Source organism: Bacteroides sp. Ga6A2 (assembly GCF_000702225.1).
Classification (GTDB): Bacteria; Bacteroidota; Bacteroidia; order Bacteroidales; family Bacteroidaceae; genus Ga6A1.
Genome location: NZ_JNKX01000014.1, coordinates 1 through 24,826 on the forward strand (window position 1 = coordinate 1; position 24,826 = coordinate 24,826).

Sequence of the window (24,826 nt, forward strand, 5' to 3'; positions counted from 1 at the left end):
AGTTCAGACCGAGATGATGCAGTTTGTGCGCCTCCGCTTTCATGCCTATCTCCAGTTCGCGCAGGGAATCAAAGTGATTCAATATGCCAAACAGCATAACGACCAGATGCTGGTATCCGTCAAAACGCTTCACATACGCCTCGCTGCCTTCTGTTTCACGGCTAATCTGCATGATTCTTTCACGGTCAAGCAGATTTAATATCTGACTATACACCGGCTGTCCGGTAAAATTGCTATCTTTGCCCATGTTATTGCTGTTTTGTGGTTAAAACAAAGATAACAAAAAGGGTCGGATTCCATGCGAGGAATACGACCTTAATTTTTTTCACACTAAAAATATTTTACCGGACAGCAATAATTATTAATTATGGAATTCTAATTCTACCGAAAATGTCAGACTATCAAGTTACTTAGGTAGTCTGTCAAATCGTTTATGGTGTTGATTTTTTATACTGATTTAATGGCATGCTGCAAAGGTAATAAAATTGTTGTTTTTGTCGATTGTTTTTGATTGCAATTAATAAAATAAAGTCAAAAAAATAAGGACTGTTCTTTAAAAACAGCCCTTATTATTATTTTCTGTAAATCGGGTTACTCGAAAGTTACAAATACTACCCGGTTCCAATCGTTCTCATTCTCGTATGGCTGAACTGTATCACCCTTACTTTCTGTGATTATACGATCTTCCTCAATCTTGTATCCTTTAACAAGCATCTTCTTTACATAGTCGGCACGACGCTGTGCTATGTATAGGTTGTAAACCGGAACACCAGTCTTTACGTCTGCGTATCCTACGATATTGGCTTTTGCATCAGGATGTTCCTTCAGGTATTCGGCAATAAGTGCCACCTGACTTGCCTGTGTCTTGTCAACCTTGTAGTCGTTGATAAGATAATTGATTCGGATATCATCGTCGACAGTATTGTTGTAGACGTTCTCGTCTTTTATGATTATCTTAGAAGCCTCTTCGAGTTCGTTGCGCTTTCTGTTTATCTCGTCGTTTAGATCTGCAACTTTGTTGGCATCAGTATAGTAATCATATTTCATTCGTCTGTCGCCATATCTGTCTTTGAAGTGATAACTGATACCAGCCAATACGCGAGCATAATAATCATATTCTCTCTGGTAGTAAACAGCGTTTGAAAAATCGTCTGTACTAGACAACGTTCCTTCGATGTTTAAGTCTACAGCTTCACTTAACTTTATTGCGAATTGCAAACCCAGACGTATTGCAAGGAAATGGTGTCCAGTAGTTCTGTATGGATATTTCTCTTTTCCGTAAACTTGCTTATCGAGTTCGTTATCATATCCCCAAAAGTAGTTGTAGCCAACACCTAGTAATCCGTTGACATTTACCTTTGTTGATTCTTTGTATTTACAGAACAAGCTGTTGAAGTTGAGAATTCCATCGACAAATGTATTTAAACTATTAAAGTGATAATTGCCGTTGTCCAAATTACTATTTGCTCCCCAATAGCTATCGTAACCACCTGTAAATCTGATACCCAGTGTTGGGTTGAAGAATTTACCGGCATGTATTTGTGCTGAATATCCAATATATTTGCCCATCGTCTTAAAACGTACATCTTCTATACCAGGATAGTTGATGCCGCCCTGTGCTCCAATAAACCAATTGTCGGAGCCGTTATAGTAACGAAGAGCGTGTATAGTATCAGGAGTTAGCTCTTGTGCGAATACCGAGCCAGACATTAAAACGCCGGCGCAGAGTAAACTAAAAAATCTTTTCTTCATATCGCCAAAGTTTTAATCGTTAATAAATACGTATGAAATATTCTTAGAATTTGAGTTGTCCTTTTCGATGTTATCGGCATTATCCTCGATAACAATCTTGCTTTCAGCAACATTCCAGTTGTCGATAAGCTCTTTCTTTACAGCTTCTGCACGAGAGTTGAACAACTCAACATTTCCGGTTGTCTTCTTTCGGCTGATATACACAACATCATTGTCATGTACATTCGCATTTTTTGCGATGTTGTACATTGTAGGTTTCTGACTAAATTCAATGTCGTTGTTCTTTGCTGGGAATGCAACGGTAGTGTAAATAGTCTTTGTCTCTACGTTGACCTTATTTATCTGAATGTTAGGATGCTTCTTCTTTTCCTCTATTTGTGCCTTCAGTCTGTTGATTTCATCGTTAATGTTGTCGTATTTACTCTGATCCAATCCTTTGCTATAGGTAAAGTTACGACTGCCGTCACTATTCTTGAAATGATAAGTGAAGCCTACCATTAGGTTTGCATGACCAGCCATAGCTGTTCTCTTTGGAGTATTTAGGTGGGCAGCTCCGTCGAATGTAGAAGGGTAGAATGAGTTAGTCAGTTCTGCATTCAGATGATACTTGTCATTCTTCAGTGCATAGTCGAGTCTCAAGCCGACTTTAGCGAAGAGAAAATACTTGTGTGTCAAAAGAGGATATTCTGAGCGATTTGTGTATGGTCTTCCCCAAATGTCAGAACCTCCAATACCCAGAACTCCGCTGAATGTACATCTTCTGTCCTCCTTGTAACCATAGAAAATGTTTGTAAAGTTTGGAAGCCAGTCTAGAGAGAGGCTTATTTCGTTAAAGCCGTATGACTTCTTCAAAGGAATATAGTAACCTTTGTTGTATCCATAAAGAGCCTGCAGACGCACTTCGCCTGCTGTACTGACCTTCTTACCTAATTGTAATCCGCCAGTTGCTCCGAAACGGTCGAGAAAATCGGCTTTTGTGGCGGCGTTTCCCCATGCAAATAGTCCTCCTCCGTTGACTCCGAAGTACCAGTTGTCACTGAATTTGGTATTGTTCAGGTGCTTTCCATCATTTAACTCAACGTTGTGTATGCTTTGAGCCATTGTGTGTGTGTAACCTAAACATGCCAAGAATAACATGATAAGTAATTTTTTCATTTGTCTTATGTTTAAAGTCTTTTCATTAATAATAAGATTCTATGTTATGTTCTTTTCCGACAATATTTTATTGCCGTTGATAAAATCGTATATACGGTGCAAAAGTAATGTTTTATGTGTAACTGACAAAAAACAAAGACGTTTTTTTTATTTTTTTTAATGTTTTTTGTAATTTTGCATGTAAATATAACATAATTAGGGTATTTATGAAAATTATAGCAGTAGGCATGAACTATGCCGAACACAATAAAGAACTTGATGGAACGTTAGTTAGTGTACCAGAGAATCCTGTTATTTTTATGAAACCAGACTCGGCCTTGCTGAAGGATGGAAAACCTTTTTTCATTCCTGATTGGGCTGAACAGTTTGATTATGAAACAGAATTGGTTGTTCGTATAAACAGGCTTGGAAAGTGCATCGCGCCGAGATTCGCGCATCGATACTACGATGCCTTTACGGTGGGAATAGACTTTACGGCACGAGATTTGCAGAGAAAATTCCGCGAGAAAGGTTATCCGTGGGAACTGTGCAAGGGCTTTGACAACTCTGCCGTTCTTGGAACATTTGTTCCGAAGGAGAAGTTTGCAGATGTGCAGAACTTGAATTTCAGTCTGAACATCGATGGTAAACAGGTGCAGAAGGGATGTACTGCCGATATGATTCATAAGGTTGACGATATAATTGCCTATGTTAGTCAGTTTTGTACATTAAAAATAGGTGATTTTCTTTTCACCGGAACGCCAGTTGGTGTAGGACCGGTGTCTGTAGGACAGCATCTCGAAGGTTTTCTGGAAGGCGAAAAAGTTCTTGACTTTAATATTAGATAAAAGGTTTGATGAGATTGATTGGTAAACTTTTGTTTTTTCTCTTCGGTATGTGCGGCATTTTGTCGGTACATGCATCGGGGTATGTCGCCAATTCCGTTCTCTCGCAAGGGAAGTGGGTGAAAATCAGCGTTCCTGCCGAGGGCGTTTATCAGTTGACCCCCGATTTGTTGAAAAAATGGGGTTTTACCAATCCTGATAAGGTAAGATTGTATGGCTATGGAGGAGAAATGCTTTCGGAAAACATTTCTCGGTGGCCGGGCGATGATTTGAAAGAGTTGCCTTTGTGGCGCGGACGAGGCGACAAATCGCTGTTGTTCTATGCCAAGGGCGTTGTAAAATGGAATCATTCTTACGGTCTGAAATTCTCTCGTGAAATAAATACTTATTCTACCGTATCGTGCTACTTCCTTACGGCTTCGGATGATGTAGAGCCGATGGCTTTTCCGCAGGAACAAGAGGATGGTGATGGTGATGAAACAAATACGTTTCCCGAGCATGTTTTGTACGAAGTTGATGCTGTGAGTTGGATGCCTGGTGGTCGTCATCTTTACGATTCTTTTAGTTTTTCGAATGGCGTTTCGAAGAAATACTCGTTAAGTATTCCTGGAACTAACGGTAGTGAGGCTCTGCTGGACGTCGTTTTCTCGGCTGATGCAGAATCGAGAGCTGAAATCTCGGTAAACGATGCAATGACGGGCGAACTCTCTATTCCGTCGCTTGCACAATATAATAGTGCCTCGGTTGTTTCTAACAGTTTTGAATTTATGCCTTCTGGCGATGTAGTTTCGATAGAAGTAACCCACAAATGTCAGTCTTCATCTGTTAAAGGCAGATTGGATTATCTGATGGTGTGTTATGAACGAATGTTGCAGATGACGTCGGGCTGTCTTAATTTCCGTCCTTATGAAAGTGGCGTCAAAAAGTTCTGCATTTCGGGAGCCGATGCCAATACCGTTATATGGAATGTGACGGATTCTGAAAATTATTCGGTGTTGAATGGTTCTCTTTCTAACGGAGAATACAACGTGACGGTCAAGACCTCGAAAGGAGATGAATTTGTTGCCGTAAATACAGCCTCAAATTTTGCAGCCCCTACATTTGTTGAGAATGTGAAGAATCAGAATCTTCATTCTTTGGAGGCGATAGATATGGTAATTATCGTTCCTGCCAGCGGCGCTTTGACCAGTCAGGCAGAGCGGCTTGCTGATGCTCATCGTGAGCAGGGGCTGAATGTTGAGGTCGTTCCGGCAGATTTGATTTATAACGAATTTTCTTCAGGAACTCCCGATGCAACTGCATATCGCCGTTTCATGAAGATGCTTTACGATAAAGCCGCAACCGAGGACGAAAGGCCTAAATATCTGCTCCTTTTCGGCGATTGTGCCTATGACAACCGAATGCTTACCAGCGATTTCTCGGCATATTCACAGAATGACTTTTTGCTTTGCTATGAATCGGAAAATTCATTGAGCGATACAAAAAGTTTCTGTGCAGAGGATTATTTCGGAATGTTCCAGGAAAAGAGCAATTTTGATATCTGCACGAGCACCGTACAACTTGGCATTGGCAGAATCCCGGCACGAACGGTGGCTCAGGCAAAAAATGTTGTTGATAAGACAATCGCCTATATGAAGAACGAGAATGCTGGCAAATGGCAGAATTTCTTCACGGCGATGGCTGACGACGATGAAACTCCTACGCATCAGAATGCCGAGGAAAAATTGGCTGCTGATGTCGAGGCGAATCACCCCGATATGATTGTGAACCGCATCTATTGGGATGCATACAGTCGCGAATCTACCGATGTTGGAGTGCGTTATCCCGCGGTAACAAAGGCAATAAAGAGTCAGATTAAGAATGGAAGTCTCGTTATGAATTATGCCGGTCATGGCGGCGAGACTACACTTTCGCACGAATATGCCATGACGCTTGCCGATTTCGAAGAAATCACTTCTCCTTATCTGCCGATGTGGGTTTTTGCATCGTGCAAGGTTATGCCTTTCGATGCTAATGTTTCGAATATCGGAGAGTCACTCATCCTGAAGGAAAAGGCAGGTGCGATAGCCGTCATGGCATCAGCCCGAACGGTTTATTCAAACTATAACAGCGCGCTCAACATGCTTCTTACAAAGTATCTTTTGGCTACAGATAAGAATGGAAGGCGATTCACCATCGGCGATGCTGTCCGTTTTACAAAATCGTCTCTTGTGACGGGCGAGGATGGTTATTCCGACCCAACGGAGAACAAACTTGCATACGCTCTTTTGGGCGATCCGGCAGTTACTCTTGCATTGCCAACAAATCAGGTCGTTGTGAACAGTTGCCGAGGAAAATCTGGCGTAAATAATAATAAGGTAAAAGCGAGTGCCGGAGATGTGATGACTGTAGATGGCGAAATTCGTGATGCAACAGGAAATATTATCGATGATTTTGACGGAATTATAGATTTGACAGTCTTTGATAATAAGGAGACTGTTACGACGAAAGGAAATATCGGCGAGAAACAGATTCTTGACTACGATTCTTATGAAAAGAAGATTTATATCGGTTCTGACTCAGTCCGCAACGGTCGATTCTCTATTTCGTTCCCGGTTCCGCTCGATATAAATTATTCCGACGATTACGGACTGATGAATTTCTATGCGTTGAACGACAAAGGTGTTTCGGCCCTTGGATATTATACCGATTTCATTGTTGGCGGAACGGTTGATGACGTGGCGTCTGATAATGAAGGTCCGCTGGTTGCGGCATATCTCAATTTGCCAACATTCAGCGATGGGGCGAAAGTGAATACAACGCCGTTCTTCGTTGCCCAACTCGAGGATGAAAGCGGAATAAACACGACTGGAAACGGAATCGGTCACGACATTGTTCTGATTGTTGATAACGACATAAATCAGACTTACATTCTAAACGATTATTATCAGTCTGAGGCTGGAAGTTATCAGAAGGGTAGCGTCGGTTTCTCTATTCCTGAACTCAGCATCGGAAAACATACGTTGCTTTTCAGAGCGTGGGACGTGAACAACAACTCGTCTGTTTACGAAACGTCTTTCGAGGTCAGCGAGAATGTTGCGCCTATGCTTAGTAGCGTTACTTGCTCGCCAAATCCGGCAAAAGAGCAGACTGTATTCACAATCGTAACCGACAGACCGGGCTCGACAGTTAAAGTAACCTTGCAGATTTTCGACTTTACTGGTCGAATGTTACATTCAGTTTCTGAAAGCGGAACGGCTACGACCGGAATGTTCCAGTATGTTTGGGATTTGACCACCGGCGGAGCGCGTCTGCAACGCGGAATGTATATCTATCGAATAATGGTTTCGACAGATAATGTGACATCAAATATGCAATCTGGCAAGATAATGATACAATAAAAAAGCATTTTTTGAGTTTATAGAAACAAGATGAAAAAAATATATTTATTAGCCATTGCAATTATTTCCACCTTGTGTGCCGAGGCGCAGAAAGAGAATTTTAACCCTATTTATACGGGTGTTAACTCTCTAGATATTGCTCCAGATGCACGCGGAGGCGCTCTTGGCGATGTAGGTGTGGCAACCGACCCCGACGTTCATTCGCAGTACTGGAATCCGGCAAAATATCCGTTTTGTATCAGCCGCTGCGGAGTGGCTTTGAACTATACTCCTTGGCTCAGACAGTTGGTAAGCGATATCGACCTTGCCTATGTTGATGGATATTATCGAATAGGCGATTATTCAGCCTTGAGTGCTTCATTGCGTTTTTTCTCGCTTGGCGAAGTGAATGTAAGTGAAGTTGGAGAAACTATTAATCCTCGTGAGTGGGCGGTAGATTTCGGCTATTCCCGAATGCTTTCCGAAACATTCTCGGCTGCCGTTGCTCTCCGGTACATCTATTCGGATATGTCTTACAAAGCCGATGATGAGTCTACTCCGGGTTCAGCCTTTGCTGCCGACATTGCGTTCTACTATCAGAACTATGTAATGCTTGCCAACCGCGAATGTCAGCTGGGCATCGGTCTTAATGCCAGCAACATTGGTAGTAAGATTTCGTATGATGGCGGAAACATAAACCAGTTTCTTCCGACTAATCTCCGACTTGGTGCATCGCTCATGGTTCCTATCGACGATTACAATACCTTCAGTTTCAGTGCCGATGCAAACAAACTGATGGTTCCAACCCGTCCGACAATGGATCAGTATGTGGCAGAGACCAATAGTGCAACCGATGATTATTCGGGCTACAACGAGTGGCTGTTCGACCAAGGTTATTACAATGTTTCGCCAATCGCCGGAATCTTCAAGAGTTTCCACGATGCTCCCGGTGGCTTTAAGGAAGAACTTGAGGAGATTAACTGGGGACTTGGTGCAGAATATTGCTATCACAATCAGTTTTCGCTCCGTGCCGGATATCATCACGAGAGTGCGAGCAAGGGTAATAGAAAATATTATTCAGTAGGAGCGGGCTTCAAAATGAATGTTTTCTCGCTCGATGCTTCTTACATTATTTCTACGGCACAGACAAATCCGCTCGATCAGACTTTGCGATTTTCGCTCACGTTCGATATGGATGGTCTAAAAGATATGTTCAGCAGATAGAATTATGAAAATACGCGTTGGATTTGGTTTTGACGTTCACAAACTTGTTGAGGACCGTGAACTTTGGATTGGTGGAATAAAACTTGAGCATGAGAAAGGACTTCTTGGCCACAGCGATGCCGATGTTCTTCTGCATGCAATATGCGATGCCTTGCTTGGCGCGGCTCACATGCGCGACATAGGCTATCATTTTCCCGATACAGCATCGGAATACGAAATGATTGACAGCAAGATTCTTCTGAAAAAGACAGTCGACTTGATTGCAACGAAGGGCTACACCGTCGGAAATATCGATGCAACGATATGTGCCGAGCGTCCGAAGATGAAGAATCACATCCCGGCGATGCAGAAATGTATTGCCGATGTAATTGGAATCGACGAAGAAGACGTGTCGGTTAAGGCCACAACAACCGAGAAACTCGGCTTTACCGGTCGTCAGGAAGGAATAAGCGCATACGCAACAGTGCTAATTCAGAAAGACTGATGTTCGACGGCGAATCATACAAGTGGGAAGTCGAGATGTGTCTGAAACTGCTTCGTGCGGCTCTGACAGGCGTTGCTCCCGACGAAGAACTTTTTGCCTCGCTTACCGACGAGCAATGGCGAAAAATCTACTATGCCTCGGTGGCGCACGGCGTTGCGACTTTGGTTCGCGACGGCTGGCTCATGCTCGATGAGGAACACTTTCCGCCTTCGCAAGTCCGTGTAACGTGGGCTTTCGATGCTCAGAAAACCGAGCGCAAGTATGCCGAGAAGTGGAAGGCTTTCATGTCGCTCCATTCGTTTCTGAAGTCGAACGGCATCGATTACATCCTTCTTAAGGGATTCACCACGGCGGCGTTCTATCCGATTCCGCATCATCGCGACTGTGGCGACATCGATATTTTCAGTTTTCAGCACGATGAGATTGATGAGTTGATGATGCAGAAAGGCATCGCTTTCGAGGAATCGGGTTGTGACGAAAAACATACGCTTTTTTTCTGGGAAAAAGTGCCTGTTGAGAACCATATTTTGATTTCTTACGAGAAAAGATTGAAATCTCGCGAAAAAGTTACAGATAAATATACAAATATTCTTGCAACTACCAAAAGAAAGCAGTATATTTGCGGTCCGAAAGGAGAACAAGTCGAAGTTGGCGCTGTTCCGGCAAGTATTCTGTTCCCGTATAATGCCTATCACATCGTAGGGCATTACACTTGGCAGACGGTAACGATGCGGCATCTTACCGATTGGTATGTGATGCGCAAGCACGTTTCGGAAGAAGAAACTGAGTATCCAGAGTCGGTTGCCTTGTATGTAGGGGTGATGGACGAACTAACGGAGCATTATTTCGAAGGCTCGACAAAGCCGCTCGGAGATTTAGCACAGAAGTATGTGCAGAGCGTATATAGCGTTCAGTGCGTGCCTGAGAAGGTTGACTTAAAGTTCTATTTCAATCTCCCTAAGCGTTGGAGGCATTTCAAACAACGCTATCAGAAATATTCGTCGCTTGCGCCAGAAGATAGGGCAACGGTCTGGGATATCGTGGGAGATTTGTGGCACAGATATGTGCTACAGCGTAAAGATTGATAAGATAACGCCGACGTGGCTCAGTTGGTAGAGCATTTCATTCGTAATGAAAGGGTCACGGGTTCGAGTCCCGTCGTCGGCTCATTTTAGGGAACGTTCCGAAAAATAAGAGGTCGAACAGATGTTTCTCTGTCCGACCTCTTATTTTATTCTTGATTGATTAGTTGTTCGAATTGCGAGTCAGTTCGAGTGCATTGTTCAAATCGTTTACCGAAGCCATTTTCTGAGCAAGAGTGCCAGAAAGTGCGACGTTCTTTTCGGTATCAAGATAAGTGTATTCCGTGTTGTCGCTGAACATTGAAACAACCTTGCCTGATTTGTTGCAGAAGTAAAGTCGCGGAATAATGTTCTTGGCAAAGATGTTGTAAATTGTTCTGGTGTCTTGCGGAGAGTAGGGTAAAACCAGATTGTTTTCCTGCCAGAATTTTGGAATTAACTCTAACTGAGTCTGTTCTCTTGAGATGCAGACGATTTTGAAATCAGCATCGTTCTGATGTTCTTTATAAAAGGTGTTGACAATCGGAAGTTCCTTCTTGCAGTCGCCACATTCTACGTTGAAGAACATGATGAGCGAGTTGTATCCGATGAGGTCTTGATTCGAAACTTTTGTCCCGTCGCTCATAGTTACCGAGAAGTCTGGAACTTTCTCGCCAACCTGCACATTTCCGTAGACGTTGTTATCCTCCTCGAAAATCTTGTCCTTGCATCCGAAAATGCAAAAACACAGTAGTAACACAGTGATGAATTTAACTCTTTTCATTTTATTATCTATTAAAGTTTCAAACATTTGCAGTAGCATCCCTCGAACTTTTCTTCAATATTTTCCTGCGGATTTCTGAAAATTCCGTAGACTGTCGAGCCAGAGCCGGACATCGATGCGTAGGCCGCGCCCATCTCGTACAGAGATTCCTTGATTCTGGCGATCTCGGGATGATTAGGAAATACGCTGTCTTCGAAATCGTTTACAATCAGATTTTTCCATTCTTCTATCGGCTTTTTATAGACTGATAGCAAGTTATGCTCGGGGAAGTGCGGGTGGATATTGGCGAAAGCCTCTTTCGTTGATATGAAAGTCTCGGGCTTTACAAGAATAAGATAATATCCTTTGAGCGAGAAGTCGATATCTGTGAAAATCTCGCCGATTCCTTCGGCATAGACGGGCTTGTTCTTGATGAAGATAGGACAGTCTGCCCCCAATTTCGTAGCGTATTTTTCGAGTTGCTCGTCGCTCAACTGAAGGTTGAAATGTTCGTTCAGCATCTTCAGCATGAATGATGCGTCAGCCGAGCCACCGCCGAGTCCGGCACCCGACGGAATGTTCTTTATCAAACTGGCGCGGATTCCTCTAACTTCGGGAAAATCGCGTTGCAAGGCGCGATAAGCCTTTATCACCAGATTTCCCTCCATCTCGTCGGCGGCACATTGTGTTCCGTTGACGAAGAGTTCGATGTCGCCATCGTCTAACGGGTTGATTTCGAGAACATCCTCAATAGCAATCGGATAGAAAATTGTCTGAAGATTGTGGTATCCGTCGGTTCTCTTCTCAACCACGTTCAAACCGATGTTTAGTTTTGCGTTTGGGAAAGTTATCATCTGTTTAGTTATTTTTTTCGCAAAGATAGGTAATTTTTGTTTATCATACGTTTCGAAGTCAGGAAAAACGAACCGCAGCAATCCGATTTAACCATAATATGTTAGATTGTGCCGAAGATTTGTGTCCGATGTTATGAACAGCGATTGTTTATAACTTATTGATAACTTTTGTTTGAATATTTATAAAATTATGGATAATGCGCCTATCTTTGCAGCCAAATAAATTAAATATGCCGATACAAAACAGACGCTATAGTAGAAAAAATGATGCAAACGTGCCGGAAGTGAGCGAGTTGGGACACTTGCAGCCACAGGCACCAGAGTTGGAGAAGGCTGTATTAGGAGCGTTGATGATTGAGCAGGATGCGTATTCGCTGGTGAGCGAGATATTGCGTCCTGAAAGTTTTTATGAAAAGCGTCATCAACTTTTGTATAAGGCTATTACGACTCTGGCTCTCGAACAGAAGCCTATTGACTTGCTTACCGTTGTTGAGCAGTTGAAAAGTTCGGGCGACCTCGAGGAAGTTGGCGGTCCGGTGTATGTAACCGAACTTAGCGGTATGGTGGCATCGTCTGCCCATATCTTGTTTCATGCGCGAATCATCGCCCAAAAATTTCTTGCGCGCCAGCTCATAACCTTCACGAGCAACATTCAGACAAAGGCTTTCGACGAGACACAGGATGTCGAAGACCTGATGCAAGAGGCTGAAGGTTCGCTCTTCGAGATTTCGCAGCACAACATGAAGAAGGATTATACGCAGATTGACCCAGTCATCAAGGAGGCGTATGATATGCTTCAGAAGGCGGCTGCGCGAACCGACGGTATGAGCGGATTGGCAACCGGCTTTACTCGTCTCGACAAGATGACGTCGGGCTGGCAGAATTCCGACCTTATTATTATTGCAGCCCGTCCTGCCATGGGAAAGACGGCTTTCGTACTTTCAATGGCAAAGAACATGGCGGTTGATATGAAGATTCCGGTGGCGATGTTCTCTCTTGAAATGAGCAATGTACAGTTGGTAAACCGTCTTATCTCCAACGTGTGCGAAATTCCGGGCGAGAAACTGAAGAGCGGACAGCTTGAACAGTACGAATGGGCTCAGCTCGACTATAAAATCCGCGACCTTTATTCAGCACCTTTTTATGTTGATGATACTCCGTCGCTTTCGGTTTTCGAACTGAGAACAAAGGCGCGACGACTTGTCCGCGAACATGGAGTAAAAATCATCCTTATCGACTACTTGCAGCTTATGAATGCAAGCGGAATGAGTTTCGGAAGCCGTCAGGAAGAGGTCTCTACCATCTCGCGTTCGCTCAAAGGTCTTGCCAAGGAGTTGAACATTCCGATTATTGCGCTGAGCCAGTTGAACCGTGGTGTAGAAGGACGTGAAGGTATCGATGGAAAGCGACCTCAGCTTAGCGACCTTCGTGAATCTGGTGCCATCGAGCAGGATGCCGATATGGTCTGCTTCATCCACCGACCTGAATATTATAAGATATATGAGGATGCCAAGGGTAACGACCTTCACGGCATGGCAGAAATCATCATAGCAAAGCATCGTAACGGTGCAGTTGGCGATGTGCTTCTGCGCTTCCGCGGAGAGTATGTTCGCTTCCAGAATGCCGACGACGACTACGTTCCGCAGCCGGGCGAGAATATGTCGAGCTACAAGTCGAAGATGAACGACGATTTTTCCGAGGGACAGTATGCAATGCCAACGGCGGCTGACATTCCGCCTTCTGGTGGAGCTGATAGCAATCCGTTTGGGAGTCAGTACACATCGGACAATGAGCCGATGCCTTTCTAAACAAAGACCATAAGTCCATTCCTTGAAAAGGGATTATCAATAGCGTGTCATTCTGAGTGTGAATTCCGAGTGACACTTTTTTTGTTTTTTATGAATGTCGTTTTGTATATTTTTTATAACTTTGCGCGATTTATTGTTTTTGAGTAAAAAAATAACTATATATGAATATCTCTTATAATTGGCTGAAGGAGTATGTAGATTTCGACCTTTCAGCACAAGAAGTGGCTGATGCACTTACAAGTGAAGGTCTTGAAGTTGGCTCTGTTGAAGAAGTGCAGACTATCAAAGGCGGTCTGCAAGGACTTGTTGTGGCTGAAGTGCTTACATGCGAGGCACATCCTAATTCAGATCACATGCACATAACAACCGTAAACATCGGCGAGGCTGAGCCTGTGCAGATTGTATGCGGTGCTGCAAACGTTGCTGCTGGTCAGAAGGTAATCGTTGCAACGCTCGGCACAAAACTCTACGATGGCGACGAGTGTTTCACTATCAAGAAGAGCAAGTTGCGCGGCGTTGAGAGCAACGGTATGATTTGTGCAGAAGATGAGATAGGTATAGGAAACGATCATAGCGGTATCATCGTGCTTCCAAACGACGCTGTTGTTGGAACTCCTGCTGCCGAATATTATAACATCAAGAGCGACTATGTAATCGAGGTCGATATCACTCCAAACCGTGCCGACGCTTGCTCGCACTACGGCGTGGCTCGCGACCTTTACGCATGGCTCGTTCAGAACGGATACAAGACATCAATTCATCGTCCAAGCGATGAGGCTTTTGCCGTTGACAACAACGATTTGGAGATTGACGTCGATGTACAGAATACCGAGGCTTGTCCTCGCTATGCAGCCGTAACTGTTACTGGTTGCGAGGTTAAGGAAAGTCCTGACTGGCTGAAGGACAAACTCCGCACAATCGGTTTGCGTCCAATCAACAACATCGTGGATATCACCAATTATATAATGATGGCATACGGCCAGCCATTGCACTGCTTCGATGCTGACATGATTGACGGCAAGAAGGTTGTTGTAAAGACTATGCCTGATGGAACTCCGTTCGTAACTCTCGATGGCGAGGAGCATAAGTTGAGCGACCGCGACCTTGCAATCTGCAATGCTAACGCTCCGATGTGCATCGCCGGCGTATTCGGCGGAAAGGGCTCTGGAACATACGAGACAACAAAGAACGTATTGTTCGAGAGTGCATACTTTAACCCAACCTGGATTAGAAAGAGTGCGCGCCGTCATGGCTTGAGCACTGATGCAAGTTTCCGTTTCGAGCGCGGAATCGACCCTAACGGTCAGATTTATGCTTTGAAGCAGGCTGCCATCTTGGCAAAGGAACTTGCCGGCGGTAAGGTTTCAATGCAGATAAAGGATGTTTATCCAAATCCGATTTCAGATTTCAAGGTAAGTGTAGAATACAAATATATCAACGACCTTATCGGCAAGGAGATTCCTGCCGATACCGTTAAGAGCATCGTAAAGTCTCTCGAGATGCAGATTCTTTCAGAAACTGCCGAAGGTCTTGAATTGCAGGTTCCTGCATATCGAGTTGATGTTCAGCGTCCTTGCGATGTTGTTGAGGATATCCTTCGCATCTACGGATATAACAATGTTGAGATTCCGACAAGCGTAAATTCATGTCTTGCCATCAAGGGCGACATCGACAAGAGCAACAAGTTGCAGAATCTTGTAGCAGAGCAGCTTGTAGGCTGTGGCTTCAACGAGATTCTTAACAACTCACTTACAAAGGCTGCTTACTATGACAATCTCGCAAGTTTCAAGAGCGAGAATCTTGTACGCGTAATCAATCCGCTTTCAACAGACCTTAACGTAATGCGTCAGACTCTGTTGTTCGGTGGTTTGGAGAGCATTGCTCACAATGTGAACCGCAAGAGCAGCAACCTCAAGTTCTTCGAGTTTGGCAACTGCTATTATTTCCATGCCGAGAACAAATGCGCCGATATTATTCCGGGTGTTTCAAAGAGCACAGAGCCTGAGGTTATCAAGCATGTTCTCGATGCTTACAGCGAGGATTATCATATGGCTCTCTGGCTTACAGGAAAGAAGGTGTCAGGCTCATGGGCGCATGCTGATGAGGCTTCGAGCATCTACGAACTGAAGGCTTATGTCCTGAACATTTTCGCCCGTCTTGGCGTTAACATGGCTTCTCTTGTAGTTGTTGACGGCAAGAGCGACATTTTCTCAAAGAGTGTCGAGATTCAGAATCGTGGTGGAAAAGTGCTTGCTGTGTTCGGTATCGTTAGCAAGAAACTTCAGAAGGCATTTGATATAGCAAACGAAGTTTACTATGCCGACATCAACTGGAAACTTGCTATGAAGGCAATCAAGAATAATAAGGTTAGTTACAAGGAAATCAGCAAGTTCCCTGCGGTTAGCCGTGACCTTGCATTGCTCGTTGACAAGAACGTTGAGTTTGCAGCCATCGAGGAGATTGCTTACAAGTGTGAGAAGAAACTCCTGAAGGATGTCAAGTTGTTCGATGTTTACGAAGGCAAGAATCTTGAGGCTGGCAAGAAGAGTTACGCTGTAAACTTCACTCTGCAAGATGAGCAGAAAACTCTGAACGACAAGCAGATTGATGCTATCATGAACAAGATAATCGATGCCCTCACAAAGCAACTCGACGCTAAGTTGAGATAATCTGACAGAGACATCAGAAAACGAAATATTAACTAAAAAATATAAAATACAAATGGGAAGAGCATTTGAATATAGAAAGGCTACCAAATTGAAGAGATGGGGCCACATGGCAAAGACTTTTACTCGCCTTGGCAAGCAGATTGCTATCGCTGTTAAGGCTGGTGGTCCAGAGCCAGAGAACAATCCGGCATTGCGTTCAATCATTGCTACTTGTAAGCGCGAGAACATGCCTAAGGATAACATCGAGCGTGCTATCAAGAACGCAATGGGAAAGGACCAGAGCGAATACAAGAGCATGACTTACGAGGGATACGGTCCTCACGGAATTGCTGTATTCGTTGATACTCTTACAGATAACACAACTCGTACCGTTGCCGATGTTCGCTCAGTATTCAACAAGTTCAGCGGAACACTCGGAACAACTGGTTCTTTGGCATATCTTTTCGACCATAAGTGCGTATTCACATTCAAGAAGGCTGCCGATACAGATATGGAAGAACTTATCCTTGAACTTATCGATTTCAACGTAGACGATGAGTTCGATGAGGACGAGGAAGAGGGTACAATCACAATCTACGGCGATCCTAAGAGCTATGCTCAGATTCAGAAGTTCCTCGAGGAAAAGGGCTTTGAGGATATCGGTGGTGAGTTCACTTATATTCCAAACGATTTGAAGGACGTTACTGACGAGCAGCGCGCATCTATCGACAAGATGGTTGAGCGTCTTGAGGAGTTCGACGACGTTCAGAGCGTATTCACTAACATGAAGCCAGCCGAGGCTTAATCTGTCAGATGAAAAAGGTTTATCAGACGCAGGGAACTTGCAGCAAGTTTATCGAGTTTGACGTTGAGGACGGAATCGTAAACGACGTAGTCTTTTACGGCGGATGCAACGGAAATCTTCAGGGAATAGCCCGTCTTGTGAAGGGTATGAAGGTCGATGATGTCATCTCTCGACTCGAAGGCATAAACTGCGGCGGAAAGGGAACCTCTTGCCCCGACCAGTTGGCAAAGGCTCTGCGCGAACAGATTGAAGGAATTTGATTCTTTTAGATTATAAAATAAAACTTTTAAAAAAGGATTACTTTTAAGTAATCCTTTTTTTTATTTGAATATAATTTAAATATTTATAAAAGTTGTGCGAATTGAAAAATGTTTTTATTTTTGCATGATTTTTAAATAAATATAAAAATACTGTTATAACAACAATATGAAGTCGGACATCGAAATCGCGAGAGAAAGTAAACTTGAGCCGATAGAGAACATTGCAAGAAAGATAGATATTCCTTTGGAAGAACTCGAACTTTACGGCAAGTATATTGCAAAAGTTCCAGAGAGGCTTATTGACGATTCGAAGGTGAAAGAGAGTAACCTGATTCTCGTCACGGCAATCACTCCAACAAAGGCTGGCATCGGAAAGACCACAGTCTCAATCGGCCTTGCCCTCGGTCTAAATAAGGTTGGCAAGAAAGCAGTCGTGGCATTGCGCGAGCCTTCGCTCGGTCCGTGCTTCGGAATGAAGGGCGGCGCTGCGGGTGGCGGTTATGCACAGGTTCTTCCAATGGAGAAGATAAACCTTCACTTTACGGGCGATTTTCACGCCATAACGAGTGCGCATAACATGATTTCTGCTTTGCTCGACAATTACATCTATCAGCATCAGGATGATGGATTTGGTTTGAAGCAGGTGCTCTGGAAGCGCGTTCTTGATGTGAACGACCGTTCTTTGCGCTACATCGTCACAGGGCTCGGACCTAAGACGAATGGTATAACTGCCGAGAGTGGATTCGACATCACTCCTGCCTCAGAGATTATGGCAATTCTCTGCCTTAGCAAGGATGAGGACGATTTGCGCAGAAGAATTGAAAATATTCTGCTTGGCATCACGCTCGACGACAAGCCTTTCACTGTTAAGGATATGGGTGTGGCTGGCGCGATTTGCGTGCTTTTGCGCGATGCCTTGCATCCTAATTTGGTTCAGACAACTGAGAATACGCCAGCCTTTGTACATGGCGGTCCGTTTGCCAACATTGCTCACGGTTGCAACACTGTTCTGGCAACTAAGTTGGCTATGACATATGGCGATTATGTCATCACCGAGGCCGGATTCGGTGCCGACCTTGGAGCTGAGAAGTTCTACGATATCAAATGCCGAAAATCGGGCATCACTCCAAAGTTGACCATCATTGTTGCAACGACTCAGGGCTTGAAGATGCATGGCGGCGTTCCGTTGGAGCGCATCAAAGAACCAGATGAACTCGGTCTTGTGCAGGGCTTGCAGAATCTCGACAAGCACATCCGTAATTTGAGAAAATTCGGTCAGACGGTGATTGTCTGCTTTAATCGTTTTGCAACCGATGTCGATTCAGAGTTGGAGCTCGTCAGAAAGCATTGCGAGGAATTGGGAGTGGGCTTTGCCATCAACAATGCCTTTACCGAAGGTGGCGATGGCGCTGTAGAGCTCGCAAGGCTTGTGGCTGATACTGTCGAGAAGAATCCTTCAGAGCCGCTGAATTTTGCTTATAATGACAATGATTCGGTAGAGGAGAAGATTTACAAGGTTGCTCACAACCTTTATGGCGCGAGCATCGTAACATACAGCAGTGCTGCAAAGAAGATGATGCAGAGAATTGAGCAGTTGGGCGTTTCGCACTTCCCAATTTGTATCGCCAAGACTCAGTATTCGTTCAGTACCGACCCTAAGATTTACGGTGCGGTAGATAATTTTCCGTTTGCCGTGCGCGACATCGTGATAAATCAGGGAGCAGAGATGCTTGTCGTCATTGCCGGAGAAATCCTCAGAATGCCGGGATTGCCAAAAGTTCCGCAGGCCGAGAAAATTGACATCGTAAACGGTCAGATTGAAGGTTTGTCATAGCAAAAGCATAAGTGTGTTCTCTTCCTGTAAAAAGGAAGGGCAATCATATAAAAGAAAGTCCTTATACGGACAATTAAGAATGAGAGGTTAAGAAAGAGAAGGCTGCAAGATTCGTTTCTTGCAGCCTTTGTTGTATTCATCAGTTTTCTGACGGTTTCTCGAAAATCTGGTTGTTTGCGCTTGTAACAGGAAGCGGCTCAACGTGGCGGATGTAGATATCGCGCTGTGGGAACGGAATCTCAATGTGATTAGCGTTGAGCGTGTTGTAGATGCTTTCCTTTATCTTTGCGCAGACGGCAATCTTCTTCTCAACAAGAACCCAGAAGGTAACGTACAGGTTAACGCTGTTGTCGCCGAAATCGTTGAAGATTACGCCGTAAGTCTGGTTCTTTGCCGTGCTGATGATGTCGCGGCCCAGATTATCCTTCTGAATCTCCTGTTCGATACATTTCACGAGCAGCTGGCGCACTTCCTCTACGTTTGCACCGTAAGCCACGCCAACAGGGACTTTTACAAGCTCGTACAGATGGTTCTTTGTTAGGTTCTTGAAATTCTTTGTAAAGAGCGAACTGTTCAGGAATGCAATCGTGCAGCCGTCGGCAGTACTGATTTGTGTACTCTGATATGTGATGCTCTCAACCTTTCCTCTTATGCCGTCGCACTCGATGTAGTCGCCAACATGCAGACGACCAGCCATGAGCGACATACCATAGAAGAAGTTCTCGAGCAAGTCCTTCATGGCGAAACCGACACCTGTTGCCAAACCTGCGGTGATGAGCGAAATTGCACTTGTAGAGATGCTGAACCATTTCATCACAAAGATGCAGTAGATACCCCAAACGGCAATTGTCGTGGCGTTGTCTGTAAGAGTATAGTTTGGTCTGTTCTGCCCGATAGTTGTAATCATTATGCCTTTTTCTTCCTTCAATGCCTGCGATTTTTTCTTGGCATATCTCCACCAGGCTTTTAGAGAATAGCAGATGTATCTGAAGATGAAGAACATTCCGATTACGAGGCAGATGCGTGCCAGCGACATCTGCAACTTTCCTTCTATATGAACGAATTCGAAGAAGAAGAAGTTCTTACAGATTTCCTGCATGTTAAATACTCCGGCAGCCCAGTTGATACAGAACAAAACAGAGATTACCGAGATGATTGGTACGAATGCCTGCTCAATGAAGTCGTAGAACCAAGTAATTCTAACGTATTCGCCACTCTTGTTCTTCATCACTTCCTCGGCGCTGTTGCGTTCTTTCTTAGTTGTGTTGCTGTCGTTTACAACCTCGTCAAGTTCCTTCGGACGCTTAGGTTCTGGACGGTTGTTGTTCTGAGCCTGCAACAGTTCGAACTTGTATTTGCGCTCGGCAGCCTTTCTTTTCTGAATTCTGAGATAAAGCACAACTTCGTGAAGAATGTACTTTCTCTTGTAGTTCTCAAGAATGTAATATATACATGTAATTGTTTGGATTGCCGTAAGTTGGAATAGCCACCAGATGAAAATCTGTACAGCCAATAGGGTATATCCGCACCACGACATTATGGTTGATATTACCATCGATGCCAGCGCAATCCATGTGTAGAACTGGTCAGAAAGACTGTGCTTCAAGTCCTCGAGTTCCAGTTTCTTTCTTATTCTGTTCATCGAAACATACTGCCAAATTGTGAAGATGAGCAGGATAGGAGGGAACACAAGCTCGATAATGTCGTTCGGAATGAAGATAATTCGGAACGAGATGATGATGAAGCCCATCAGGATGATTGGCGTGTAGAGCATGAATCCGCTTCGGATAAGTTTTCCGTTAAGACGGATAAGAAGCGAGATGAGGATAACGCCCACGAGCCATGCAAACTCGATAAGCAGGCTTGTCGCCATCTGCATGAAGTTGTTGCTTGGCATTATATTGCGCACAATCATAACGGCTATGGCAAACAGCACGAATGTTACGGCAAGCGTTATGCAGACTTTCTTCTGGGCAAATTCCTCACTCTTGAAATAGTTCTTTATTTTGTTGAATACGTTGTCTGACTCTTCTTCTTTCTTCTCCTTCTTCATAATCTTGCGATAGAAATTTTCGAGTCGCGAAACATTTCCGGCAATTCCGAGGATAAGTGCAGAACTGATTATTCCTGACAAAATGAGGTAGATAATGACGAAGATAGACAGGAAGATGACGATAGGACCTTTCCATTGTGAGCGAGCCTCTTTGTTTGCTGCAAACGAGTACTTGTTCTCAAAGTCCTCCTGTATGTTTCTTGTAACGCGGTCAAGACGGCTCAGAGTCTTGAAATAGTTGTTGCTTCCGTTCTTGAAGATAGAGTTCTGCAAGTCCTGATAGCGCATTTCTGCATAGTCATTCAGTTCCTTCAGTTTCTTGTTCAGACGCTCGTAGTCTTCCTTGTCGTATGTCATCTGGGTGCGCATCTGCTTGAACATTCCGAGAATCTCGTTGCAGTATTCAATACATTCGTCGCGCTCCTTCTGGCTCTTCTTGCTAAGTTGAGGGAAAGTCATTCCCTTCTTCTTCATCTCCTCCAGACGCTTTGCAAACTTGTGCTTCACGCTGTCGGGCATTGCGTTCATCCTTTTTTCTCTCTGGAGTTTTGCATTTCCCACAGCGGGACTGATGGCTTCAAGACTCGAAATCAATCCTTCGTATCTCAAAATTTCTACGTTCAAATTGTTAAGGATTGTTTCGTAAGGAACAGAATTACCTCTTGTAAACTGATGGTATAGTGTTGTTGCCTCGGAGCAGGCGTATGTCATGTCAAAAGTGTAGTCGGTTCGCTGCGAATAAATCATCAGCGACAGTTGGTTGCACTTTTGTATTGTCTGAATCATCTGCTTGTGCTGAGCGTCGTTACGCTGTTTGTATCTCACCATGCGCTTTTCCATGTTGTCATGGTAACTCTTCAGTTCCGAACGCAGCACGCTTATGGTCTGCTCCAGATTTTTTTCTTTCAGAACCGCATGCGAGTGCACGGAAAAGCACAATGCGATTAAAAGAAATAGAAAGATTTTTTTCATATATTACTACAATATTAGTTATTAAAATCTTGTGAACGAAAAATATATAGTTGCAAATATACAGCAAACATTGTTATAACAAAATAAATTCCGCATTTTATAACGGCATAATATTGCGTTTAGTGCCATCTTCCAGCGTTTTTTACGGCTATTTTTGCCCCAAAGAGGTACATTTTTGATAATTTGATATATTAAAAAATGTAAAAAGTCGGTTTGTAACCTTCTTTATCGTTAATTTTGCAGAATAAAACAGATTTTTTATGATTTTAATAGCCGATAGCGGATCTACAAAAACCGATTGGTACATAACAGGCGTTGAGCAGGCACGTCAGGTGCAGACTGCCGGCATGAATCCTTATATGCAGACTTTCGACTCGATGGTGCATATAATTCAGGACGACTTGCTGAAACTTCTTGGAACATCTTTCTTCGAGAAGGTCGAGGCTGATGAGGCTCCGCTCGAAGTCTATTTCTATGGTGCTGGTTGCACGGCAGAGAAGATTCCGTTGGTTGAATCGGCTTTGAAAACTGTTTTTTCTAACGCATCAATCTTTGTCGGAAGCGATTTGCTTGGTGCTGCTCGTGCTTTGTGTGGTGCCGAGAAGGGTATCGCCTGTATTCTTGGAACAGGTTCAAACTCATGCCTTTATGATGGCTGTGAGATTGCCGAGAACGTGTCGCCCCTCGGCTTTATTCTTGGCGACGAGGGTAGTGGTGCTGTGCTTGGCAAGATTTTCATAGGCAATTGCCTAAAAAAGCAGTTTGCAGACGCATTATGCCGTGAATTTTTGGGAGAGTATAACCTCACGGTAGCAGATATTATAAACAAAGTGTATCGTGAGCCGATGCCAAACAGATTCTTGGCAAGTTTCTGTCCGTTCATATACAAACATCGTCGAGAACCTGAAATCCATCAGATGCTCGACGAAGCATTCACTGCATTCTTTAAAAGAAATGTAAGTCTATATAGAAAGAAAGAACTTCCTGTAAACTTTGTTGGTAGTGTGGCATACTTTTATCAAGACGAACTGAAGCAAGTTGCATCGCGCGAAGGTTATCATGTCGGAACAATCCTTCGCAGTCCAATCGAGGGACTTTTGCGTTTCCACACTTTAAATGACTAATCTATAAGTCTTTCGTAAACTTTTATGTTTGCAGCGTTAGAACTAATAGAGCGCATGTTCGCATAGTCCTTTGTGATTGTCAAGTCCCACGAAGAATCAGGGTTGTCGGGGTTTTCATAGTGGAAAACATAACGACCTTCTTCCTCTTTCTGATATGCAAACTGTACATCTCCGTAATTGTTGTTGCCACTTGCATCCGAGAACCAACAAGTTGTATAGTCAGGAGTAAATGTTAAAAACTCAAGCGTATTGTTGGCTTTCATTTCCTCGTTTGTGCCTTTTATGATTTTTGCTGTGTTTCTGTATTTGAAAACGACATTTTGTGCTTCACAAAAGGCTGTGAAAAGTGTGATGCAAAATAATGTCAATAATAATCTCTTCATCTTCGTAATATTTCTGGTGTTATATATTGCAAATATAGATTACTAATTTGAAATATCAAATATAAATTGAAAAAAAAATCGCGGATTTTTTATGTTTTTTAACAATGTTGAAAATTTTGTTAAAATCGGTTAAAAAAAGTCCTGCTAAGATTTGGAAATATAAAATATTGTTTTTATCTTTGCATCGCTTTTCGAATAAAGGGCGTTTAGCTCAGCTGGTTTAGAGCATCTGCCTTACAAGCAGAGGGTCGGCGGTTCGAATCCGTCAACGCCCACTTAGGAGACTTCATTTTTTTTGAAGTCTCTTTTTTTTTATTGAATTTCCTAGTGTGTTTCTCGATTTGAATTTCTGAAATTAAAAAACGAACATTTTGTGTAATACAGAAAAAGGATAGAGTATCAAAACCCTATCCTTTCCTTAATTAGATATTATCGTCTTTTTATTTGATGTCGATAACTGGAATCTCGTCCTTGTCGTTGTAGTATAGATTCTCACCAGCCATACCCCAAATGAAAGTGTAGTAGTATGTACCGGCAGCAGCGTGCATTGACCACTCAGGGCTCATGATTGCCTGCTCGTTGTGTAACCATACGTTGCGGCTTTCCTGTGGTTCGCCCATAACGTGTGATATGGTCTGCTTCTCTGGAAGGTTGAAGTAATAGTAAGCCTCGATACGGCGACCATGAGTGTGAGGAGGCATTGTGTTCCATACTGCACCCGGGTTAAGCTGTGTCAAGCCGAGCTGCAACTGGCATGGGCCTTCTTCGAGCACGTCGTTTACGATTAGTTTGTAAACGGTACGGTTGTTTGCTTCTTCAGTAGTGCCAACTGGACCCCAAACGGCTGCTTTAAGCGAGCCCTTGCGACCGTCGAGTGTAATCCACTGTGTCTTATAGTGCTGATGAGCAGTAGCAGAGTTCAGATAGAACTTTGCTGGTTTGTTGGCGTCCTTAGAGCGGAATTCAACAACCTTGTTTACATCCTTGTCCTTGCCAATGTGACCGCGACCGATGTAAAGTGCTTCTTTTGGAGAAAGTGCATATTCCTTACCGTCAACAATTACGAAACCAACGCCCTCGCCGCAATTTACAACGCCAAGCTCGCGGTTGTAAAGGAAGTATTTCTCCTTGATGTTCTTGTCAACATCAAGACCAAGTTCCCAGAAATTCTCCAGCTTCAGAGTCTTCTTTACTGGCATTGCACCACCAAAGATAAAGCGGTCGTAGTGTGAATAAGTCAGGAGGATTGAGTCAGCCTCCATAACCTTCTCCATAACAAAACGCTCACGAAGCATCTTTGTGTCGTAGTGCTTTACATCCTCTGGATGACAAGCAGTCTGGAATTTTACATGCTGAGCACCAACGTAGCGGTCAGGCTCTGTAGCGTTTGCATTGAGTGCTGCAACTGCGAGTGCTGCAGCGAATAATATTTTCTTCATTTCAGTGTTATTGATTAGTTTGAT

At 43.7% G+C, this 24,826-nt stretch carries 19 protein-coding genes and 2 tRNA genes; 13 read left to right on the forward strand and 8 right to left on the reverse strand.

Annotation, left to right across the window (positions count from 1 at the left end):
• From T538_RS0104130 to T538_RS0104140, 3 genes are all read right to left on the reverse strand, one after another.
• On the reverse strand, positions 1–247 hold a 247-nt coding region (locus tag T538_RS0104130), incomplete at its 3' end, for a DUF4372 domain-containing protein (protein ID WP_031540829.1).
• Positions 248–591: 344 nt separating this feature from the next.
• Positions 592–1,752, reverse strand: coding sequence for an OmpA family protein (locus tag T538_RS0104135; protein ID WP_081834856.1), 1,161 nt, complete (start codon positions 1,750–1,752; stop codon positions 592–594).
• A 12-nt stretch (positions 1,753–1,764) separates the two neighbouring features.
• On the reverse strand, positions 1,765–2,853 hold the full coding sequence (locus T538_RS0104140; RefSeq protein WP_031540831.1) for a hypothetical protein: 1,089 nt from the start codon (positions 2,851–2,853) through the stop codon (positions 1,765–1,767).
• Between the two features lie 260 nt (positions 2,854–3,113).
• On the opposite strand from T538_RS0104140, the gene T538_RS0104145 reads away from it, so the two are divergent.
• The 6 genes from T538_RS0104145 to T538_RS0104170 all read left to right on the forward strand — a co-directional run bounded on the left by T538_RS0104145 (position 3,114) and on the right by T538_RS0104170 (position 9,965).
• Entirely contained in the window at positions 3,114–3,734 is a 621-nt protein-coding gene (locus T538_RS0104145; protein ID WP_031532324.1) for a fumarylacetoacetate hydrolase family protein, read from the forward strand.
• 8 nt (positions 3,735–3,742) lie between these two features.
• Positions 3,743–7,111, forward strand: a complete 3,369-nt coding sequence (gene porU, locus T538_RS0104150; protein ID WP_081834857.1) for a type IX secretion system sortase PorU — start codon at positions 3,743–3,745, stop codon at positions 7,109–7,111.
• A gap of 30 nt (positions 7,112–7,141) precedes the next feature.
• Positions 7,142–8,314, forward strand: coding sequence for a type IX secretion system outer membrane channel protein PorV (porV, locus tag T538_RS0104155; RefSeq protein WP_031532326.1), 1,173 nt, complete (start codon positions 7,142–7,144; stop codon positions 8,312–8,314).
• A 4-nt stretch (positions 8,315–8,318) separates the two neighbouring features.
• Positions 8,319–8,798, forward strand: a complete 480-nt coding sequence (ispF, locus tag T538_RS0104160; protein ID WP_031532327.1) for a 2-C-methyl-D-erythritol 2,4-cyclodiphosphate synthase — start codon at positions 8,319–8,321, stop codon at positions 8,796–8,798.
• Positions 8,798–9,883, forward strand: coding sequence for a nucleotidyltransferase family protein (locus T538_RS0104165; RefSeq protein ID WP_031532328.1), 1,086 nt, complete (start codon positions 8,798–8,800; stop codon positions 9,881–9,883). Before ispF ends, T538_RS0104165 begins: the two co-directional genes overlap by 1 nt.
• Before the next feature lie 9 nt (positions 9,884–9,892).
• A tRNA-Thr gene (locus tag T538_RS0104170) sits at positions 9,893–9,965 on the forward strand.
• Positions 9,966–10,043: 78 nt separating this feature from the next.
• On the opposite strand, the gene T538_RS0104175 is transcribed toward T538_RS0104170, so the two are convergent.
• Positions 10,044–10,643, reverse strand: coding sequence for a TlpA family protein disulfide reductase (locus tag T538_RS0104175; protein WP_051655868.1), 600 nt, complete (start codon positions 10,641–10,643; stop codon positions 10,044–10,046).
• An 11-nt stretch (positions 10,644–10,654) separates the two neighbouring features.
• Positions 10,655–11,476 (reverse strand): 4-(cytidine 5'-diphospho)-2-C-methyl-D-erythritol kinase, encoded by an 822-nt coding sequence (gene ispE, locus T538_RS0104180; protein WP_031532330.1) that lies wholly within the window; start codon positions 11,474–11,476, stop codon positions 10,655–10,657.
• 230 nt (positions 11,477–11,706) lie between these two features.
• On the opposite strand from ispE, the gene dnaB reads away from it, so the two are divergent.
• From dnaB to T538_RS0104205, 5 genes are all read left to right on the forward strand, one after another.
• Positions 11,707–13,284, forward strand: a complete 1,578-nt coding sequence (dnaB, locus tag T538_RS0104185; protein WP_034538872.1) for a replicative DNA helicase — start codon at positions 11,707–11,709, stop codon at positions 13,282–13,284.
• Between the two features lie 161 nt (positions 13,285–13,445).
• Entirely contained in the window at positions 13,446–15,953 is a 2,508-nt protein-coding gene (gene pheT / locus T538_RS0104190; protein WP_031532332.1) for a phenylalanine--tRNA ligase subunit beta, read from the forward strand.
• A gap of 52 nt (positions 15,954–16,005) precedes the next feature.
• Positions 16,006–16,737 (forward strand): YebC/PmpR family DNA-binding transcriptional regulator, encoded by a 732-nt coding sequence (locus T538_RS0104195; RefSeq protein WP_031532333.1) that lies wholly within the window; start codon positions 16,006–16,008, stop codon positions 16,735–16,737.
• Between the two features lie 8 nt (positions 16,738–16,745).
• Positions 16,746–16,997 (forward strand): TIGR03905 family TSCPD domain-containing protein, encoded by a 252-nt coding sequence (locus T538_RS0104200; protein ID WP_031532334.1) that lies wholly within the window; start codon positions 16,746–16,748, stop codon positions 16,995–16,997.
• 166 nt (positions 16,998–17,163) lie between these two features.
• Positions 17,164–18,831 (forward strand): formate--tetrahydrofolate ligase, encoded by a 1,668-nt coding sequence (locus T538_RS0104205; RefSeq protein WP_031532335.1) that lies wholly within the window; start codon positions 17,164–17,166, stop codon positions 18,829–18,831.
• 139 nt (positions 18,832–18,970) lie between these two features.
• Here T538_RS0104205 and T538_RS17010 read toward each other — a convergent pair whose 3' ends face one another.
• Complete coding sequence (locus T538_RS17010) at positions 18,971–21,856, reverse strand: mechanosensitive ion channel family protein (protein ID WP_081834859.1); 2,886 nt, start codon at positions 21,854–21,856, stop codon at positions 18,971–18,973.
• A 260-nt stretch (positions 21,857–22,116) separates the two neighbouring features.
• Between T538_RS17010 and T538_RS0104215 the strand changes: the two genes are divergently transcribed.
• Complete coding sequence (locus T538_RS0104215) at positions 22,117–22,980, forward strand: ATPase (RefSeq protein WP_031532337.1); 864 nt, start codon at positions 22,117–22,119, stop codon at positions 22,978–22,980.
• On the opposite strand, the gene T538_RS0104220 is transcribed toward T538_RS0104215, so the two are convergent.
• The gene (locus tag T538_RS0104220) at positions 22,977–23,363 is read right to left on the reverse strand and encodes a hypothetical protein (RefSeq protein WP_031540832.1); all 387 of its coding nucleotides are present in this window, start codon (positions 23,361–23,363) and stop codon (positions 22,977–22,979) included. The two genes, T538_RS0104215 and T538_RS0104220, sit on opposite strands and share 4 nt — an antisense overlap.
• Before the next feature lie 200 nt (positions 23,364–23,563).
• Here T538_RS0104220 and T538_RS0104225 point away from each other — a divergent pair.
• Positions 23,564–23,638 (forward strand) — tRNA-Val (locus T538_RS0104225).
• Positions 23,639–23,803: 165 nt separating this feature from the next.
• Here the strand turns inward: T538_RS0104225 and kduI are convergent.
• Entirely contained in the window at positions 23,804–24,802 is a 999-nt protein-coding gene (gene kduI / locus T538_RS0104230) for a 5-dehydro-4-deoxy-D-glucuronate isomerase (RefSeq protein ID WP_031532339.1), read from the reverse strand.
• Between the last annotated feature and the right edge of the window lie 24 nt (positions 24,803–24,826).